This is a genomic window from Nocardiopsis trehalosi NBRC 14201, assembly GCF_001552555.1.
GTDB lineage: Bacteria > Actinomycetota > Actinomycetes > Streptosporangiales > Streptosporangiaceae > Nocardiopsis_B > Nocardiopsis_B trehalosi.
Map to the genome: position 1 here is coordinate 1 of NZ_BCRK01000046.1, position 18,348 is coordinate 18,348.

General features: G+C 76.1%; 16 protein-coding genes and 1 pseudogene. 8 read left to right on the top strand and 9 right to left on the bottom strand.

What is annotated here, in order from left to right; translation table 11 throughout:
• Positions 1-429: 429 nt before the first annotated feature.
• On the bottom strand, positions 430-957 hold the full coding sequence (locus NT8_RS10900) for a nitrobindin family protein (RefSeq protein ID WP_067967206.1): 528 nt from the start codon (positions 955-957) through the stop codon (positions 430-432).
• A gap of 313 nt (positions 958-1,270) precedes the next feature.
• On the opposite strand from NT8_RS10900, the gene NT8_RS10905 reads away from it, so the two are divergent.
• A complete protein-coding gene (locus NT8_RS10905; protein WP_067967209.1) occupies positions 1,271-2,047 on the top strand; it encodes a GIDE domain-containing protein in 777 nt (258 codons plus the stop codon).
• A gap of 267 nt (positions 2,048-2,314) precedes the next feature.
• On the top strand, positions 2,315-2,677 hold the full coding sequence (locus tag NT8_RS10910; RefSeq protein ID WP_067967211.1) for a DsrE family protein: 363 nt from the start codon (positions 2,315-2,317) through the stop codon (positions 2,675-2,677).
• Between the two features lie 80 nt (positions 2,678-2,757).
• Here the strand turns inward: NT8_RS10910 and NT8_RS10915 are convergent, their stop codons facing one another.
• The 5 genes from NT8_RS10915 to NT8_RS10935 all read right to left on the bottom strand — a co-directional run bounded on the left by NT8_RS10915 (position 2,758) and on the right by NT8_RS10935 (position 8,174).
• Positions 2,758-3,504 (bottom strand): phosphoglyceromutase, encoded by a 747-nt coding sequence (locus NT8_RS10915; protein WP_067967214.1) that lies wholly within the window; start codon positions 3,502-3,504, stop codon positions 2,758-2,760.
• A gap of 448 nt (positions 3,505-3,952) precedes the next feature.
• Positions 3,953-4,477: a type III secretion system chaperone family protein gene (locus tag NT8_RS10920; protein WP_067967217.1), complete on the bottom strand. Its 525-nt coding sequence runs from the start codon at positions 4,475-4,477 to the stop codon at positions 3,953-3,955.
• A gap of 38 nt (positions 4,478-4,515) precedes the next feature.
• Positions 4,516-5,799, bottom strand: coding sequence for a D-inositol-3-phosphate glycosyltransferase (gene mshA / locus NT8_RS10925; protein ID WP_067967219.1), 1,284 nt, complete (start codon positions 5,797-5,799; stop codon positions 4,516-4,518).
• 847 nt (positions 5,800-6,646) lie between these two features.
• Entirely contained in the window at positions 6,647-7,633 is a 987-nt protein-coding gene (locus NT8_RS10930) for an alpha/beta hydrolase-fold protein (protein WP_067967221.1), read from the bottom strand.
• Positions 7,634-7,640: 7 nt separating this feature from the next.
• Complete coding sequence (locus tag NT8_RS10935; protein WP_067967223.1) at positions 7,641-8,174, bottom strand: O-acetyl-ADP-ribose deacetylase; 534 nt, start codon at positions 8,172-8,174, stop codon at positions 7,641-7,643.
• Between the two features lie 207 nt (positions 8,175-8,381).
• Here NT8_RS10935 and NT8_RS10940 point away from each other — a divergent pair, with 207 nt between their 5' ends.
• From NT8_RS10940 to NT8_RS28515, 4 genes are all read left to right on the top strand, one after another.
• Entirely contained in the window at positions 8,382-9,179 is a 798-nt protein-coding gene (locus tag NT8_RS10940; RefSeq protein WP_067967226.1) for a thioesterase family protein, read from the top strand.
• Positions 9,180-9,279: 100 nt separating this feature from the next.
• A complete protein-coding gene (locus NT8_RS10945; protein WP_084468828.1) occupies positions 9,280-9,642 on the top strand; it encodes a BlaI/MecI/CopY family transcriptional regulator in 363 nt (120 codons plus the stop codon).
• A 4-nt stretch (positions 9,643-9,646) separates the two neighbouring features.
• Positions 9,647-10,591, top strand: a complete 945-nt coding sequence (locus NT8_RS10950) for a M56 family metallopeptidase (RefSeq protein ID WP_067967228.1) — start codon at positions 9,647-9,649, stop codon at positions 10,589-10,591.
• 118 nt (positions 10,592-10,709) lie between these two features.
• The gene (locus tag NT8_RS28515; RefSeq protein WP_084468829.1) at positions 10,710-11,009 is read left to right on the top strand and encodes a DUF2516 family protein; all 300 of its coding nucleotides are present in this window, start codon (positions 10,710-10,712) and stop codon (positions 11,007-11,009) included.
• Positions 11,010-11,531: 522 nt separating this feature from the next.
• On the opposite strand, the pseudogene NT8_RS30790 reads toward NT8_RS28515, so the two are convergent.
• The 3 genes and pseudogenes from NT8_RS30790 to NT8_RS10965 all read right to left on the bottom strand — a co-directional run.
• A pseudogene (locus NT8_RS30790) lies at positions 11,532-13,817 on the bottom strand (hypothetical protein); the annotation flags it as partial.
• Positions 13,818-13,890: 73 nt separating this feature from the next.
• Entirely contained in the window at positions 13,891-14,823 is a 933-nt protein-coding gene (locus tag NT8_RS10960; protein ID WP_394326574.1) for a neutral zinc metallopeptidase, read from the bottom strand.
• 51 nt (positions 14,824-14,874) lie between these two features.
• Entirely contained in the window at positions 14,875-15,852 is a 978-nt protein-coding gene (locus tag NT8_RS10965) for a neutral zinc metallopeptidase (RefSeq protein ID WP_067967282.1), read from the bottom strand.
• Positions 15,853-16,084: 232 nt separating this feature from the next.
• Here NT8_RS10965 and NT8_RS10970 point away from each other — a divergent pair, with 232 nt between their 5' ends.
• On the top strand, positions 16,085-17,875 hold the full coding sequence (locus NT8_RS10970) for a DUF2207 domain-containing protein (RefSeq protein ID WP_067967286.1): 1,791 nt from the start codon (positions 16,085-16,087) through the stop codon (positions 17,873-17,875).
• Positions 17,876-17,909: 34 nt separating this feature from the next.
• A complete protein-coding gene (dtd, locus tag NT8_RS10975) occupies positions 17,910-18,335 on the top strand; it encodes a D-aminoacyl-tRNA deacylase (protein WP_067967244.1) in 426 nt (141 codons plus the stop codon).
• Positions 18,336-18,348: the final 13 nt, after the last annotated feature.

The following is an 18,348-nucleotide window of genomic DNA, read 5'->3' on the forward strand; positions in this document are numbered from 1 at the left end:
GCCCGCCCCCGCCACACCAGCGGGGTCCGGCCGGCGCCCCGTTCGCGTTCCCACCCTCGGCCCGGCCCCCTAAGGCCCGGAGATGGAACCGCCCGCCCGCCATCACCCCACCGGACGGGCCCGAAGCCCACCGCCCCGCCCCCACGTCGGCCACGCCGCCCGGACGCGCGGCCGGGCTGGGCCGCTCGGGGTGCGGAATCCAGTGCGGGGCCGCATGCCCCGCCACGCGCGCCCGTGGGTCATCACCGGGGCAGCACGGTCGGCCGGTGTGCTCGGCCACAGAGGCACGCGATCCGCCCCGAGGCGAGCGGCCAGGTGCGCCGCCCGGGGTGAGTCGCCGGGTCCCCCTGCGCGGGAATCGGGGCCGGGACGCGTGGCCCGCTTCGCGCGTCCGCGCGTCATCGCGGGGAGGACGGCCGGCCGGCGTGCTCAGCCGTCGACGCGCTTGAGCTGGGCCGACATGAACGACCGCAGGTCCTGCCCGCGCGCCGCCATGTCCCACGCGTAGCCGAGGGTCGCGCGGTCGTCGCCGATCAGCCCGTAGAGCCGGTGGCCGGCGGCCACCTGGTCGCCGGTCTCGGTGCGCAGGACCGCGTCGGTCGACAGCTCGATCCGCGACGCGAACACCGTTCCGACGTAGACCTCGGTGTAGCCCTCGGGGTGCGAGATCAGCACCTCGGTGTGCACCGGGGGAGCGGCCGGGTCGGCGTCGGGGTCGGCGGGGCGCGCCCGCCAGTAGCCGGACTCGGAGGTCCAGGGCTCGCCGAGTCCGCCGTCGGCGGTGAGCCGCCAGACGCGGCTGCGGTAGGCCAGCACGGGGCCGCCCGCATGCGTGAACTCGACCTCCTGGCCGAACTGGAACTCCTCCAGGTCGGAGTAGCCGGCGACGCCGACCCCCTCCCAGCGACCCACGAGGAACGACATCTTGGCGAGATCGGGGTGCACCTCAGGCTGCATAATGTCCGAGAGTAGCGGTGGACCGGCGGTGCCGCGTCCATCCCGGGCGGTGCGGCGCGCGGCCGCCCGCCCCGGCCTCCGGTCGACATCCCCCGTTCCTCCGGGCCGCCGCGTCATCAATCTGTTATTCACGGGGCGGTCGTTCCGATCAGGTATGACGGTGTTCACTCCCGCGGGGACGACGGCGAGGTCGGGACCCCGCGCGCCCGGCCGTCCGGCCGGAGCCGCCGCGGAACCTGGTAAAGAGGATGCCAACCCCGCGACCCCCGGTGCGGCGGGCGTCGACGGGCCACACGAGAAAAGGCGGGCTGACATGCTGGTGATCGGGATTGCCCTGCTCCTCGGCGCGGCGGTCCTGGCGCCCCTGGCCTTCCGGGCGCTGCGCCGGTGGTCCTCCCACACCGCGCTGTCCGCTGTGCGGCCGCGCGCGCTGGCCGCCCTCGCCGGGCGGGAGGTCCGGGTGTCGGGCGTCGCCGTGCCCGGCCCCGATGGCGCGATCGAGTCCCGGCTGGCCCGCGCCGAGTGCGTCTGGCACGGGCACGAGGTGAACCGGCACTACTGGTCGCTGGCGGACGCCGCGCCCGCCTCCGGCGAGCGCACGCGCGAGCGCGCCTGCGACTCCATCGCCGACTACGCGTCCGACGAACCGTTCGGGATCATCGGAGAGGGTGCGCCCGCCAAGGGCACCCCCGTTCTGATCGCCCCGGAGGACGCCGCGCTCTCGGGCGTCGACATGGTCCTCCAGCGGGTCGTGGGGCGCCCCCAACCGGGCGTCCCGGCCCAGGCCGACGACCTGCTGGCGCGGGTCAAGGGGCGCATCTCGGGGCTGTTCCGCGGCGAGACCATCGAGTTCGAGTACCGCGAGTGGGTGCTGCGCGCGGGCGAGCCGATCACCGTGCACGGCGTGGTCGAACTCCGCGACGGCCACCCGGTGCTGACCGCCCCGCCGGACGGCCGCCTGCGGATCGAGCGCGGCCCGGCCGCCGAACCCGCCCGCCCGGCCCCCCGCGCGGTCGACGCCGTCCTCCTCGGCGCAGGCGCCCTCGCCACCGCCTGCACCGGCGTCACCCTCCTCCTCACCGCCGCCTGACCCCCCGGCCGCCTGGCCGACTTGCCTCGGCCTGCCAAGTCGGCCCTTGGCTGCCCGGCCGGCCCGGATCGCCACCAGACCCCCCCGGATCGCGGTCGCACTGGCCGACCGGCCGCACCACCGCCCACGCCCTTGCCCGACCCGCGCCCGGCCGTCCACTGCGCCGCCGCGCCCGCCTCCTGCCCTGATTGGCGCCCGACGGCCTCCCACCCGCACGACGGGACACCGCGGTTCCTCCGATCCCCGGGCGCCGCTACGCTGGCCCCCATGAGTCGCGCGTTGGTGATCAAGGCCACGGCCGGTGCGGACGACCCGGAGCGCTGCAACCAGGCGTTCACGGTCGCGGCGGCGGCGGTGGCGAGCGGGGTGGACGTCTCCCTCTGGCTGACCGGCGAGGCGAGCTGGCTCGCCGTCCCGGGCCGGGCGGCCGAGTTCTCCCTCCCGCACGCGGCCCCGCTGAACGACCTCCTCGACGCGATCCTGGCCGCCGGCCGCGTGACGGTCTGCACCCAGTGCGCCGCCCGCCGCGACCTCACCGAGGCCGACCTCATCAAGGGCGCCCGCATCGCCGGCGCCCCCACCTTCGTCGAAGAGGCCACCACCCCGGGCACCCAGGCCCTCGTCTACTGACCACGATCGCCCCACGTCCCCAGGGCGCCGAAAAGCCCCCGCCCCGCGCCGAGCGCGGACCGGGGGCACACGGGGTCGGACTACTTCTTGCCCTGGTTCTTGACGGCCTCGATGGCGGCCTTGGCGGCCTCCGGGTCGAGGTACTCGCCGCCGGACTTGCGGGGGGTGAAGTCGTCGTTGAGCTCGTAGACCAGCGGGATGCCGGTGGGGATGTTCAGGCCGGCGATGGTCTGGTCGTCGATGCCGTCGAGGTGCTTGACCAAGGCGCGCAGCGAGTTGCCGTGCGCGGCGACCAGGACCGTGCGGCCCGCGGCGAGGTCGGGGACGATGGAGTCGTACCAGTACGGCAGCATGCGGTGCACGACGTCGGCCAGGCACTCGGTGCGCGGCAGCAGCTCCGGGGGCAGGTCGGCGTAGCGCCGGTCGCCCGCCTGGGAGTAGGGGTCGCCGTCGGCGATGGGCGGCGGCGGGGTGTCGTAGGAGCGGCGCCACACCATGAACTGCTCTTCGCCGTACTCCTCGCGCGTCTGCGCCTTGTTCTTGCCCTGCAGCGCCCCGTAGTGGCGCTCGTTGAGCCGCCAGGAGCGGTGCACCGGCAGCCAGTGCAGGTCGGCCGCGTCGAGCGCGATGTTCGCGGTGCGGATGGCGCGCCGCAGCACCGAGGTGTGCACGATGTCGGGTCGCAGGTCGGCGCCCTTCAGCAGCTCACCGCCCCTGCGCGCCTCGTTCTCGCCGGTCGCGGAGAGGTCGACGTCGACCCAGCCGGTGAACAGACCCTCGGCGTTCCAGACGCTCTCGCCGTGTCGCAGTAGAACCAGTGTCCCCATGGGGGTCAGCCTAGCGAGTCGCGTTCGCCGCCGGGAGGCGGGGCGGGCAGTGGTCTATTCCAATCAGGTGGGCGAGGTCCGGTCGGCCGGGGAGGGTCGCGGGTGCGGCCGCCGGACGTCCTCTGGCGGCCTGCTGCCCGGCAGCGATCTGCGGCTCGGCGGTGGCCTGCGCTCGGCGGCGGCGTCCGCGTCGCCCTGCGTCGCCGTCGACCCCCGGCGGCCGCTGGGCCGACACCACCGCACCCGCCGGGGGTCGACGGGCGGGCGACCGTACCGTTCGGGGCGGCGAGAGCATCGAGCCCTGATCGCCCCGCCCGTGCTCCCGGTCAGGCGGGGCCAGGGGGAGCGCCGGGCCCCGGTGGGGCGCCCGCTCGTGTCTCCCGGTCAGGCGGGGTCAGATGGAACCCCGCTCCCTCGCGGCCCCGCTCCCTCACGGTCGCGGTGCCGGTCATGCGGAGTCGGCGGGGGCGCGGTCGGCGTCCTCCACCAGGTGGCGGAACGCCTCCAGGTTGCGCAGGCTGTGCCCGGAGCGCTCGCGCCACGCCCACTCGCGGCGGATCGACGACGCGAACCCGCGCTCCAGCGCCGCGTTGAAGTTGTCGTCCGAGTAGCTGAGCGCGCACCCCAGCAGCCGGTCGACCTCCTCGGGGGTGACCCCGCCCAGCGGCAGCCGGCCCGTCAGGTAGACGTCGCCGACCTCGTCGGCGCAGAACGCCAGCCCGTACATGGACTGGTTGCGCTGCATCAGCCACCGGTAGAAGTCGGCGTGGTTCTCGTCGGGCCGACGGCAGAAGAACGTCGTCACCAGCAGGCTGTGCCCGCCCACCTCCAGCCAGACCAGCGTCTTGAGCTTGCGCCGCCCCGGCAGGGTGACGAGGAACGCCCCGGGGCGGGGCCGCTCGACCTCCACCCCGGCCTCGGCGACGGCGGCCTCGATCGCGGCGGTGGCGTCGGCGTGCGCGCTGTCCGACATGTGCGTGACCCCTTCCAGCGGTTGCGGGCGCCCGTTACTCACTGGCACGCGGCCAGTTGCAGGGGCGTCCCGGTGAGCGTCCCACGGTAGACGTCCAGCAGGCCGTCCACGGTGGCGTCCCAGCTCAGCCCGGCCGCGTGGCCGACGGCCGCCGCCCCCAGGGTGTCGCGCCACGCGGGTTCGGCGATCATCCGGTGCAGCACCCGCGCGTAGTCGGCCGGGTCGTGGCCGTCCACGAGCACTCCGGACACGCCGTCGCGCACGGCCGTGGGCAGGCCGCCGACCCGGGCGGCCACCACCGGGGTGCCGCACGCCGCCGACTCCACGGCCACCAGGCCGAACGACTCCGAGTACGAGGGGACCACGGTGGCGGTCGCCGCCCGGTACACGTCGGCGAGGTCACGCCGCGAGCGCGGCGGCTCCATGCGCACCACGTCGGCCACCCCCAGCGAGTGGGCGAGTTCGGTCAGTCGGCGCGGCTCGGCCAGGTCGGCCCCCGACAGGCCGCCGACGATGGCCACCACGAGCCGGCGCCGCAGCGACGGGTCGCGCTCCAGCAGCTCCGCCGCCGCGCGCACCAGCACGTCGGGCGCCTTGAGGCGCTGCACGCGGCCGACGAACAGCAGCAGCTCGGCGTCCTCCGGCAGCCCGATGCGGCGCAGCGCGGCCCGGCGCGGCCCCGGCGCGAACACGTCGAGGTCGACCCCGGGCGGCACCGTGCTCACCCGGCCCGGGTCGGCGCCGTAGTGCTCGCGGAGCTGCCCGGCCTCCACGGGGGTGTTGGCGACGAGGTGGTCGGCGTGCGCGACGAGGTGGTCCTCGCCGCGCACCCGCGCCTCGGGTTCGGGGGTGTCGCCCTGGGCGAGCGCGGCGTTCTTCACCCGCGCCAGGGTGTGCATCGACTGCACGAGCGGGACGCCCCAGCGCTGGGCGGCGGCCAGGCCGGCGCGCCCCGAGAGCCAGTAGTGCCCGTGGACGAGGTCGTAGTGGCCGGCGTCGTTGCGCGCCTCGGTCTGCAGCACGCCGAAGACGAACGGGCACAGGTACCGGGCGAGGGCGTGCTTGTCGAGGGCGCCGAACGGCCCGGCCGGGATGTGCCGGACGGTCACCCCGGGCGCCAGCTCCACAACGGGCGGCTGGTCGGGGCGGGTGGCGCGGGTGAACACGTCGGAGGCGACCCCGCGCGCCGCCAGGCGCGTGGCGACCTCGACGGCGTAGACGTTCAGCCCGCCGGCGTCGCCGGTGCCCGGCTGGTCCAGCGGTGAGGTGTGCAGGCTGATGGAGGCGATCCGGCGGGGCGGGGCGCCGCCCCCATTGCCCATCGAGGGCGCGGTTCCGCTGGCCACCACTGCGTCGTCCCCTTCCCGGTGCGCGTCCGCGCGACCGCTCACCCGGCCCGGCACCATCCGGGACAACAGCGGCGGCAGCGCACGGTGTTCCCATAATGGACGCGGTGTAGGCGCCGGGGTGCGGGCGGGGTGGCGAATCGGGGCAGCAGCGATCCGCCGCCCCCTGCACCGCCGGGGCCGCCGACCGCGCCGGCGCCCCGAAGCGAGACCGATGCCACACGGCCCCGTCGGTGGTGGGTGGGTGAGCCCCGCGCCGCCCCCGCCGAGCGGTGCCTGCCCGTCACCCGCCCGGCGCGGCTCGCGGCCGACCGGATGGCCGACGGCCGGTGGCCGCGCTGCCGGGCGGGCCGGGCGACCGGCGGTCCCCCATCGGGTGAGGACGGGGCGTCGGGGGGGCCGTCAGTCGGCGGCTGCGCCGGTCCAGTCCTTGTTGAGGAAGTCGACGGACTCCGGGACGGTTGGCCGCTGTGCGTCGAAGTCGCGGCCGCCCTTTCGGAGGCCTGGGCGCTCTCGACCGGGCCGTTGGTGGTGGGGTCGGTGAAAGGCACCGGCGGTCCGCACATCGGGCGAGGCCGCGCCGGGCCGTCGGTGGTCCGCGCATCAGGTGGGGGCGGGGTGTCGGTGGCCGCGCCGGTCGAGCCCTCGGTGGGGAAGTCGTCGGATTCCGGAGAGGTGGGCCGCTGTGCGTCGAAGTCGCGGCCGCCTTTTCGGGGGTCTGGGCGCTCACGGCCGGGCCGCCGGTGGTCCGCCTGTCGGGCGGGGTTATGCCGGGCCGTCGGTGGTCCGCGCATCGGGCGAGGGCGGGGTGTCGGTGGCCGGGTCAGTCGGCGGCGGCGCCGGTCCAGCCTTCGGTGAGGAAGTCGACGGACTCCGGGAAGGTGGGGCGCCAGGCGCCGAAGTCGTGTCCGCCTTCGGGGAAGTGGGTCTCGACCGTCATGTCGCGCTCGCGCAGCAGGGCGGCGAACCGCCCGGCCTCGCCGTGGATGCTGCCCGTCTGCAGCGGGGTGTGGTCGTCGCGCCCCTCGATGAGCAGGAACCGGATGTCGCGCACCTCGGGGTCGTCGAGGAGCTGGTCGGGCGCGTGCGGGTCGGGGTCGTCGCCGAACGTCCCGCTGGGGTCGTCCACCTTGAAGTACCCCGCCCAGCTCACGGCCTGCGAGTACAGCTCCGGGTGGCGCAGCGGGAGCGCCGCCGCTCCGTAGCCGCCCATGGAGAACCCGCCGAGCGCGCGCAGCGACCGCGGCCGCCGGTGCTCGCCCTCGACCGCCTCGACCGCCTTCTCCGTGACGAAGGTCTCGATGGCGAAATCGCCGTCGGCGGCGTCGCCCCACTCGGTGTCGGTGCCGCCGACCTCCTGCCCCCACGGGGCCGCGATGACGAACTCCACCCCGCTGCGGCACATCTGCTCGTCCATGAGCCGGCCGATGTCGGCGTCCTTGAGCGTGAGGTGCGTGGTCGTGGACCCGTGCAGCAGGTAGAGCACCGGCAGGTCGGCGCGGTCGGCGCCCGGCGGGCGGCGCACCCAGATGGGGCGGCCGGGGTCGGGGGCGCCGGGGTCGGGCACGTGGACGATCTCGTCGGTCCCGGCCTCGTCGCACACCGCGACCTCGCCCGGCCGGGCCTCGACGCCCGCCCCGCCGGCGCGCTGCGCGGCGGGCGCGCCGGCGCCGCCGACGGCGGAGGCGGCGCCCGCTGTGGCCGCCGACGGGGACGGCTCACCCTGGGCGGTGGCGAGCAGGCCCGCCGTCGCCACGACGAGTGAGGACGCCACGAGGACCGAGGTCCTGCGCGAGAGAGTGGTGAACACCGGATTCCTAAAGGTCAGGACGGCTGGTGCCGGGCCCGGCGGCGGCGCGTTCGAACGCCGCGAACGCCTGCGCGTCGAAGAGCACGAACCGGACCTCACCCACTGTAGTCGAGGATTCCCGGACGGCTCGCACCGCGACCTGGGCGGCGTGCTCCAGTGGCCACCGGTAGACGCCGGTGGACACCGCCGGGAACGCGACACTGCGGGCGCCCAGTCCCCCGGCGACGCGCAGGGACTCCGTGTAGCAGGAGGCGAGCAGCGGTGTCCGGTCCTCCCGCTCGCTGTAGACCGGACCGACCGTGTGGATCACCCAGCGCGCGGGCAGGTCCCCGGCGGTCGTGGCGACGGCGTGCCCGGTGGGCAGCCCGCCGCCGAGGTGCCCCGCGCGCAGCTCCCGGCAGGCGGCGAGGATCGCCGGGCCGCCCCGGCGGTGGATCGCGCCGTCCACGCCCCCGCCGCCGAGCAGGGTCGAGTTGGCGGCGTTGACCACCGCGTCGACGTGTTGGCGGGTGATGTCGCCCTGGACGAGCCGTACCTCCATGCCGTGCCCTTCTCCTCTCCTACTCTCGTCTGCTCCTGCTCCTGCTCCTGCTCCTGCTCCTGCTCCTGGGCCGCCGTGCCCGGCCCTCGGACCCCTGCCGTCGGCCTCCGGCCCTCGGCCAACCCCTGCCCCCGGCCCTCTGCCTGCCTGCCCCTGCCTCCCGACCCCGGCCGCCCCGGCTTCGCTACCGGTCGGTAATGTGCGGTCATGGCATCGCCACCGCCCCCCGCCGCCTTCTACCTGACCGCCGGACCCGGGCGCTACCTCCCGACCGCGGCCGCGCAGAGCCCCTGGGGGCCCGATACCCAGCACGGCGGCCCGCCCACCGCGCTCCTCGCCGCCGCGATCACCGACCACGTCGCCGACCCCGGGCTGCGCCTCGGCCGCGTGTCGGTCGACTTCCTCGGCCCCATCCCGCTCGCCGAGGGCGAGGTCCGCGTGCGCACGCTGCGCCCCGGCCGCCGCATCCGCCTGGTCGAGGCCGAGTTGCGCTGCGCCGACACCCCCGTGGTCGTGGCCCGCGCCTGGCTCCTCGCCGTGCGCCCCGGCGGCCCGGCCACCCCGCCGCACGCCGCCGCGCCCCCGCTGCCCCCGCCGGGCGCCCCCGAGGGGCTCGGCGCCTTCATGGACGCCTTCGGCTACGGCCGCGCCCACGAGTGGCGGCCCACCGCCCCCGCCGGGGACGGCCCCCTGCCGCCGGCGGTGTGGGCGCGGCCGCGCGTCCCGCTCGTGGCCGGCCGGCCCACCTCGGGCGTCGAGCGGCTGCTCACCGTCGCCGACTCCGCCAACGGGGTGAGCCTGCGGCTGCCGCCGACCGAGTGGCTGTCCGTCCCGCCCGGCCTGACCGTCACCGTGCTCCGCGAGCCGGCGGGGGAGTGGGTGCACCTCCGCGCCCGCACCCACCTCTCCGGCGACGGCACCGGGCTGTGCGAGGGCGAGCTGGCCGACGCCGACGGGCTCGCCGCGACGGTCTCCCAGCCGCTGCTCGTGGCCCCCCGGGGCTGATCCGCCCGGCATCGGCCCGGAACCCCTGCGGCGCCGTGGCCAGCACTCTCTAACCCGGGGGTGCGACGCGCCGTAGTACTACCGCGAGTAGACTCGAAGCATGAATCGGCTCGGCGACCTCGAACGCGCGGTGATGGATGTACTGTGGCAACGGAACGAGCCGCTGACGGTTCGTGAGGTCGGACGCGCTCTCGCCGATCGCGACCTCGCCCACACGACCGTCATGACGGTGCTCGATCGACTCGCCAAGAAGGGGGTCGTGGCACGGGCTCGCGAGGGGCGGGCATGGCGCTACCGCCCGGCCGCCAGCCGGGAGAACTACGTCTCCGAACTCATGTTCGACGCCCTCGGCCAGACCGGTGACCGCGACGCCGCTCTGGCGGCTTTCGTTCGTTCGATGAGCGGGAACGAAGCCGAAGCGCTTCGCCGCGCCCTCGCGGAAATCGACGAGCCAAGGACGTAGCCGTATGGTCAGTGCCGCTCTGCTCACGACGATCGCGGTCGGCTGCTGCATCGCGGCGGCGCGGCTCCGCAGGGCCGAGTGGCCGGTCCGCGGCCCCTACGTCGCCGTCATCGCCTGGCAGGCCCTCGGCCTCGCCTGGGGCATCTCCACGATCGGGGCCCTGCTCGCCTTCGGGCTGGCGCCCTACGGGCAGGGCGTGTTCGGCGGGCTGATCGCCCTCGCCGGCGACGCGCTCTCCCACGACCTCTACCTGTCCGAACTCGCCGGGACCCCGTTCGGGGCCTCCCAGGTGGCGGCGGTCGTCCTCGCGTTCGGCCTGACCCTCGTGCTGTTCTGCGGCCTGGTCGCCTCCTTCGTGCAGGTGGTCCGGGTGCGCCGGCGCCACCACGACCTGCTGGAGCTGGTCAGCCGGGCCGACCCCGAGGTCCCCGGCGCGCGCATCCTCGACCACCCGGCCGCCGCGGCGTACTGCCTGCCGGGCGTGCTGCGCTCGCAGGTCGTCATCAGCGCGGGCGCGCTGGAGGTCCTCGACAGCAGCGAACTCGCCGCCGTCATCGCCCACGAGCACGCCCACCTGCGCCAGCGGCACGACCTCGTGCTGCTGCCGTTCTCGTCGCTCAAGCGCGCGTTCCCGCGCGTGCGCGTGGTCGAGACCTACTACAGCGCGGTCGCCCTGCTCATCGAGATGTGCGCCGACGACCAGGCGCGCCGCGAGCGCTCCGCCAAGGAGCTGGCCATGGCGCTGCTGCGGTTCGGCACCAAGGGCTCGGCGGCGGTCCCGGCGGGCGCGCTGGCCGTCACCGCCGGCGACCAGCCCGATGTGGTCACCCGGGTGTCGCGGCTGCTCAACCCGGCCGAGGCGCTGTCGCGGCCGGCGGCGGCGGGCGTCCTGCTGGCCGCCCTCACCCTGATGTCGACCACCCTGGCGCTCTGGCACCTGCCGATGTGATCCGGTCCGCGCGGGGCACGTTTCGCGCTGGCCGCCCGTTTACCCTGGGAGCGTCGGCGGCCACCACCGCCGGCCGACCGTCCGTCACACCAAGGTTCGGAGCGTCCCCGTGGCCGGTATGTCGTTCATGTGGCTCGTGTACCAGATCATCTACATCGCGATCTTCGTCACGTCCCTGTTCGCGCTGATCGAGGCCCTGCGCACCCCGGCACCGGCCTACGAGGCCATGGACAAGCAGACCAAGAAGCTGTGGGTGATCCTGCTCGGTGTCGGCACCCTGATCTCACTCCTGGCCGTCGTCTCCGGCTCCGGCATGCTGACCTTCCTGGCGCTCATCGCCGCCCTGGTCTTCATCGTCGACGTCCGCCCCGCCGTCCGCGGCGCGGGCCGCTCCGACGGCCCCTACGGCCGCTGGTAGCCCCGCCCCCGTCCCGGCGCCGGCCGCCGGGCGGCGCGGCCCCGGCACCACCCCGCTGAACCGGCGCACCTGCGCCAGCAGCGCGCCCGGGGCCCGCGCCAGCAGCGGCACCGCGTCGACCCGGGCCTGCTCCGCCCCGTCGAGGCGGCGCACCGCCGCCTCCCCGTCCGCCCGCACCAGCAGCACCGGCCCCACCCGCACCACCGCGTCGCCGGCCGCCTCGACCGCCGCCACCAGCTCCGCCGCGGCGTCCGACCGGCCCGCGAGCGGGCCCTCCGCCGGCCGGTGCTCGGCCCGGTCGCGCAGCGCGACCGCGATCTCCGCCAGCAGCGCCGCCACCTCGGCGTCCCCGGCGGCCGCCACCGGCGCCGCGTGCAGCCGGCGGAACCACGGGTCGCGCTCGGCGGGCAGCCGCGCCGCCACCTCCAGCCCGAACGCCGCCAGCAGGCCGTCGACGGCCTCCTCCACCCGGGGCGCGGCCCCCGGCTCGGCGACCGCCACCCGCACCTCCACCCCGGGGTGCGGGCCGTCGCCGGCCGCGCGCCGCAGCCGCGCGACGGCGGCCTCGACCGCGTCGTGGTACGCCGGGTCGTGGGTGTAGAACGAGTGGCCCAGCGGCGGGGGCGGCAGCGCCTCCCCCTTGCGCACCCCGTAGGACTCGGGGTCGGGCAGCGGCTCGGCGTAGCCCACGGTGCCGTCGCCGGCCCGGATCGGCCCGCCGATGGCGTCCGTCGCCCGCCACAGGTTCCGCCACCCCGCCACGCGCTCGCGCACGTCGGCCAGCGCCGCCGGCCCGAAGTAGGCGGGGAAGTAGCGGGCGTAGAGGCGGTACAGCGGCGACCCGTGGGTGATCAGGGCGACCGCCGGCCGGCACCGCGCCGGAAGCTGCCACACCGAGGCCGCCGCGAGGACCGACCCCTGGGAGTGCCCCGACAGCACCACCCCGGTGCCGTCGTCGGTCATGCCCGCGATGCGCGCCACGAGCTGCGGCACCGCCCGCTCCGCGTAGGACGGCGGCGCCAGCGGGTGCGCCACGCGCGGCCAGAACGTGCCGATGTCCCACAGCACCCCCACGCCCTGCCGGGTGGGCCGGTCGCGGTAGGCGCTGCGGCCCAGCAGCATCAGGCCGACGAGGAACAGCCCGCCGAGGAAGGACCCCACTGTCACCATGGCGGTGACCGCGTCCTGCACGGCGTCGACCGACCGGCCGGCCACCGCCGCCGGGTGCGCCGCCTGCCCCGACGCCGTCCCGTCGCCCGCGGGCCCCGCCGTGAGCCGGCCGGTCAGCACCGCGTACGCCACCAGCCCCACCAGCGCGACGGCGGGCAGCAGGAACGCCACCAGGCACGCCGGCAGCAGCTCGGTCATGCCGCCCAGCGCCCGCGCGCGGGCGATGTCGCGGGTGCGGCGCTCCCCGCGGCCGCGCCGGTAGGCCGCCGCGACCGCACCGGTCAGCCGGTCGGTGCGCGCCCGCAGGACCGCCGCCAGGGCGCCGGCCACCACCAGCGCGATCACCGCCTCCATCGTGAACGCGAGCTGCAGCCAGGCGTAGGCGCTCGGCGGCTGGAGCCGCAGGCACCCGGTGTCCTCGGCGCCCGGGTAGTAGCAGCCGCCCAGCCAGCCCGCCGCCTGGAACACCACCGCGGCCGAGAACACCCCGCCCAGCAGCGCCCCGAAGACCGCCGTCACCGGGCCCGCCATGCCGCGCGCGGCGGTGTCGCGGTGCGCCGGCGCCCCCCGGTACAGCACCGCGGCGGCGGCCAGCAGCAGCACGCCCAGCACGCACTGCGCGGCGAACAGCGCGTTCAGCCCGGCCGCGTAGCCGGGCAGCCGCCCGGCCGCGCTCCACTCCGGGCGCGGCCACACGGCGTACACCGCCGACGCCGCCAGCAGCACCAGGGCGGCGTCGCGCAGCAGCGCGCACCCCCGGTCGGCCCACCGGTTCCACCGGGGGTCGGTGCCCGGGATCAGCACGCCGACCGTGCTCAGCAGCAGCGTGCCGCCCAGCGCCGCCGCGAGGACCGCGCCCGCCGTGCCGCGCGGTCCCGCGCCGTCGTACTCCAGAGCGGGGGTGAGCAGCAGCGCCGCCACCGCGCCCGCGGCCACCCCGATGTGCGCCGACCGCAGCCGCGCCATGGTCTCGCTGTTGCGCCAGAACCCCGGGTCGCTCAGCGGGGCGGCGGAGTCGGGGATGGGCGCGTGGGTCTGCGGGGTGACCTCGTAGACGCTGCCGGTGCGCCGCGACAGCCGCCACAGCACCCCGGCCACGGCCAGCGGCAGCAGCGCCCCGGCCGCCAGCGCCCGGCCCGGTTCGGCCAGCGGCGCCCCCGGCGCCGACAGGAACCCCAGCAGGGGGCGGAGTTCGGCGCACCGCGCGCCGTAGCCGCCGCACTGCCAGGCGACGAGGTCCATGCCCACGCCCGCCGCCGCCAGCACCAGCAGCGCGGTCAGGCTGAGCGCCAGCAGCCGCACCGCCCCGCCGTAGACCAGGTCGGCCGCCCGGAGCAGCGGCGAGCGGTGCGGACCCAGGCGGCCCGGCCGCATCCAGTACGCGATGTTGACCAGCATGAACGGCAGCAGCAGCAGCCACAGGGCCCGCGACGACCGCCCCGAGGTCAGGTTGCCCCAGGCGAAGATCTCGCGCGGCACCCCCGGGACGCACTCGGTGTCGCGGCGCCGCCGCCACCGGAAGAAGCCGGCCAGGGCGTCGCCGGACACCCGCATGGCCGGTTCGACGTCGAGCAGCTCCTCGGCCTGGCCCCCGCTGACCCCATGGACCCGAAGTTCGACCACGCGCTCGTCCGGCATGATCGGCATTGTCGCACGCCGACACGGACCGTAGTCCGGCGCTGACCGACCGGTCCCGGCCATCCGGCGGGGGTCACTCCACGAGCGACGGGTCCTCCACGTCCCAGGTGTTGCAGGCGCCGGGCTCCTGCCGGTCCAGGCCGTGGCGCATCCACCGCGTGCTGTTGTCCGCCGACCCGTGCGTGCGCTCGTCCTCCGGGCCGCCCTCGCGGTCGGCGGTCGCCGCCGCGTCGGCCAGCACCGCGTCGATGTCGCCGTCCTCCAGCGGGTAGCTCACCCGGACCGACCCCAGGAACACCCCGGCCAGGCAGTTGGCCTGGAGTTCGCTGCGGCGGGTCCACGCGTTCTGGTCGGTGCGGTCGGCCTCCAGCCGCCGCTGCTCGTGGTAGTACTCCAGCAGCCCGGACTCGCCCTGCACGTGGTGGGCGTACTCGTGGGCCAGCAGCGACGCGTACACGGCGCTGTCCTCGGCCCCGTTCCACTTCTCCACCACGTCGCTGGTGCCGATGTAGACGCTGGTGTCGGCCCGGCAGTAGAACGCCCCGGCCGCCGACGGGTAGTCGCGGCACGGCGAGCGCCCCGGATCGCTCCAGAACACCCGCTCCGGCGGGCGGAACGGGATGCCGGCCCGCTCGAACTGGGTCGTCCACGCGTCGTCCAGGCAGTCGGAGACCGCGTGCAGGAACACCTCCATGGACGACGGGTCGCGCACGTCCAGTTCGGGCGCCGGGCACGGCAGCGGCGCCAGCCGCCCGGTCCCGTACAGCGGGTTGTCGACCAGCGCGGACTCGCCCGTGGGGCGGTGCGCGTCGGCGGCCAGGCCGCCCGTCGGGCCCGGCGACGGCGACGCCTCCGGCGCCGCGCCGCCCCCGGGCGGGTCGTCCCCGACCGCCGTCCAGGTGACCGCCGCCAGCGCCAGGACGAGCGCCGCCAGCGCCGCGTACAGGCCCACGCGGCGGTCGACCCCCCGCCCCGGGGGGCTCGGGGGGCCCGCAGCGGACCCCAGCAGCCGTGGACTCACCGCCGATCCCCTATCCGGCCCGGCGCCGGGCCGCCGTCACTCCACCACGCCCTGGGGCGCCGACCAGGTGTCGCAGGCGGCCGGGTCGCCCCGGTCCATGCCGTGCGCCGTCCACAGCCGCCCGTTGTCGGGCGAGCCGTGGGTGCGGTCGTCGGCCGAGAAGTCGCCCCGCAGTTCCGCGTCCACCAGGATGTGCTCCTCCTCGGCCGCGCCGATCGGGAAGGACGACCGCGCCGCCCCCAGGAACAAGCCGCCCAGGCAGTTCGCCTGGAGTTCGCTGCGCCGCGTCATCCGGTCGCGGTCGCCGCTGTCGGCCTCGCTGCCCCGAGCACCGTGGAAGTACCCCAGGATTCCGGCCTCCCCCTGCACGTGGTGGGCGTACTCGTGGCTGAGCAGGAACGTGTACGCCTCGGGGTGCCGCGATTCGGCGGAGTTGCGCACGATGTCCTCCACGCCCAGGTAGAGCCCCTTGTTGGCGCGGCAGTAGAACGCCGCCGTGCCCGGGGTCGGGTAGGTCCCGCACGGGCTGCGGCCCGCCGCGTACCAGTACACCCGCTCGGGCTCCTCGAACTCCATTCCGGTCCCCGAGAACTGCTCCGCCCAGGCGGCGTCGAGGCAGTCCGTCATCTCGTGCAGGAAGTGCTCCATCGACGCCTTGTCGTCGGGGTCGAGCCGCGGCGCCTCACAGGTGACCTCCGCCATCGCCCCCGTGGCGTACAGCGGGTTGTCGGTCAGCACCTCCGGCCCCGCTCCGGCGTCGGCGTCGGTCGGCGCGGCGGCGGGCACCGCCTCGGGCGCGGCGGCCACGGCGCCCGAGTGCGCGGGCGGCGCGAACAGGGCGGAGAACCCCAGGAACGCCGACAGCCCCAGCGCCGCCAGCCCGGTCACCAGCACCACCGAGACGCCCACGCCGAGCCGCTGCCGCGGCCGCCGCGCGTAGGCGGGCGGAGCGTAGCGGGCGCGGCCCCGGGGCCGCCCCGGCGCGCCGCCACCGCCGATCCTGCGTTCGGCCATCGCGCCGAACCACCTCCTCCGTCGGTACCGCCGGGCCGCCCCCGGCGCCCCGACCTCAACGATTATGGCGGTATGGGGGGACGTGCGCGGGTCCGGGACGCCCTCGTCGGCCCGGCGGGTCCGGCCCGCCGCCCCGCCCGCTCCCGCCCGCCCGGCCGCGCAGGTCGCGCGCCCCGCCCGGGGCCCCGCCCGGACGACCGGCACGACCGGCGAGCGGATAGGCTTCCACGCCATGTGGTGGGTTGGACTTCCCCGGCGCCGCGCCGCCGTCGCGGCCGCCGTCGTGCTGTCCGCCGCCCTCTCCGCGGCCCCCGCCGCGGCCGGAACCGGCCAGGTCCCGGCGGCCGACCCCTCACCCACCCCCGAGACCCACTCCACCCTCCCCGGCGACGGCGGCGACGACGGCATCGCCAACGCGGTGCTCATCGAACTCGACGACCGCGGCGTCCTGCACGTCCAGGAGACCCTCACGTTCGGCGGCGGCGCCCCCGACACGTTCACCCGCACCTTCACCGTCCGCGAGCCCTACGACACCGCGCACGACCGCGTCTACGAGGTCTCCGCGATCACCGCCCGCGACCCCGACGGCGCCGAGGTCGCCACCTCCACCGCCGACCACGGCGCCACCCTGGACGTCGGCATCACACCCGGCGACGCCACCACCGTGCTCCTGGAGTACGAGGTGCGCGGCGCCATGGACACCGTCGGCTCCAGTGTCGAACTCGACTGGGACGTCGTCGCCGGCTACAGCGCGCCCGTCGCCGAGACCACCGTCGTGGTCGACGCGGGCGTGCCCCCGCAGGCGCTGTCGTGCACCGCCGGCGCCCCCCGCAGCTCCCTGTACTGCACGTCGTCCGACATGGGCGGCCACCAGGCGCTGCTCGCCCGCTTCCTGCAGAACGACATGGCCGTCGGCGACCGGCTCGGCATCGTCGTCGGCTACCCCGCCGGCACCGCGCCCGGCGACCCCGTCCTCGACCGCACCTGGTCGCTCACCTCGGCCTTCGCCATCACCCCCGCGACCACCGCGGTGTTCGGGCTGGTCCTCGCCGTGCTCATCGGCGGCCTCATCGCCCTCATCCGCATCCGCGGCCGCGACGAGCGCGCCCTGCGCACCCAGGCCACCTTCGGCGACAGCGCCCCGCTCACCCCCGGCGGCGGCCCCGGCGCCCTCCGGTTCCGCCCGCCCGACGGCGTCCACCCCGGCCAGATCGGCACCCTCATCGACGAGCAGGCCGACGTGGTCGACATCACGGCCACCGTGGTCGACCTCGCCGTGCGCGGGCACCTGACCATCCGCGAACTCCCGCACGCCGGCTACTCCGCCATCGACTGGCGGCTCGACAAGTGCCCGGGCCCCGTCGACGACGAACTGCTGCCCTACGAGCGGATGCTCCTCGACGCCCTCTTCCACAGCTGGCACCAGGTCAAGCTCTCCGAACTCGGCCGCAGCGACTTCCCCACGCGGCTGTCCGAGGTCCGCGACGAGCTGTACCGCGACATGGTCCGGCTCAAGTGGTTCGCCAACCGCCCCAACGTGGAGCGCAACCGGTGGGCCAGCGCCGGCATCGCCCTCACCGTGGCCGGGGTGGTGCTCACCGTGGTCCTGGCCGTGTTCACCCAGGCCGCGTTCACCGGCCTCGCGGTCGTCATCGCCGGCGCAGCGGTCACCGTCGGCGCCCAGTACGTGCCCGCCAAGACCCGGCAGGGCAGCGTCGTGTTCGCCCACACCCTCGGCTTCCGCGCCTACCTGCTCGGCGCCGACGCCGAGCACGTCCCGCAGGGCCACCGGGTGCACCTGTTCTCCCGGTACCTGCCCTACGCGATCATCTTCGACAACGTCGACCGGTGGGCCGCCATCCTCTCCACGGCCGGCCGCGACGAACTCGACGAGCACAGCCTGCCCTGGTACGTGGGGCCCGACGACTGGCGGCTGGAGGACTTCACCGACTCCATCACCGCCTTCACGCTGACGCTGACCGGCGTCATCTCCAACACCCGCCAGTTCCGCGCCCTCGACTGACACAAGGGCGCACCAGCGCAAAGGAGGGGCGGCCATGCGGGCGGTCCTGCAACGGGTCTCCCGGGCCGCGGTGACCGTCGACGGCACGACCGTCGGCGCCATCACCGGCCCCGGCCTGCTCGCGCTCGTCGGCGCCACCCACGGCGACACCGAGGCGCACGCCCGCCGGCTCGCCGAGAAGGTCTGGCGGCTGCGCGTGCTCGACGGCGAGAAGTCCTGCGCCGACCTCGGGGCGCCCCTGCTCGTCGTCAGCCAGTTCACGCTCTACGGCGACGCCCGCAAGGGCCGCCGCCCCACCTGGCAGGCGGCCGCCCCGGGGCCCGTCGCCGAGCCGCTGGTCGACACCGTGGTCGCGGAACTGCGGGCCCTCGGCGCGCACGTCGAGACCGGCGTGTTCGGCGCCATGATGTCGGTCGAACTGGTCAACGAGGGACCGTTCACGGTCCTCGTGGAGGTGTGAGGGCCGCCCCGGC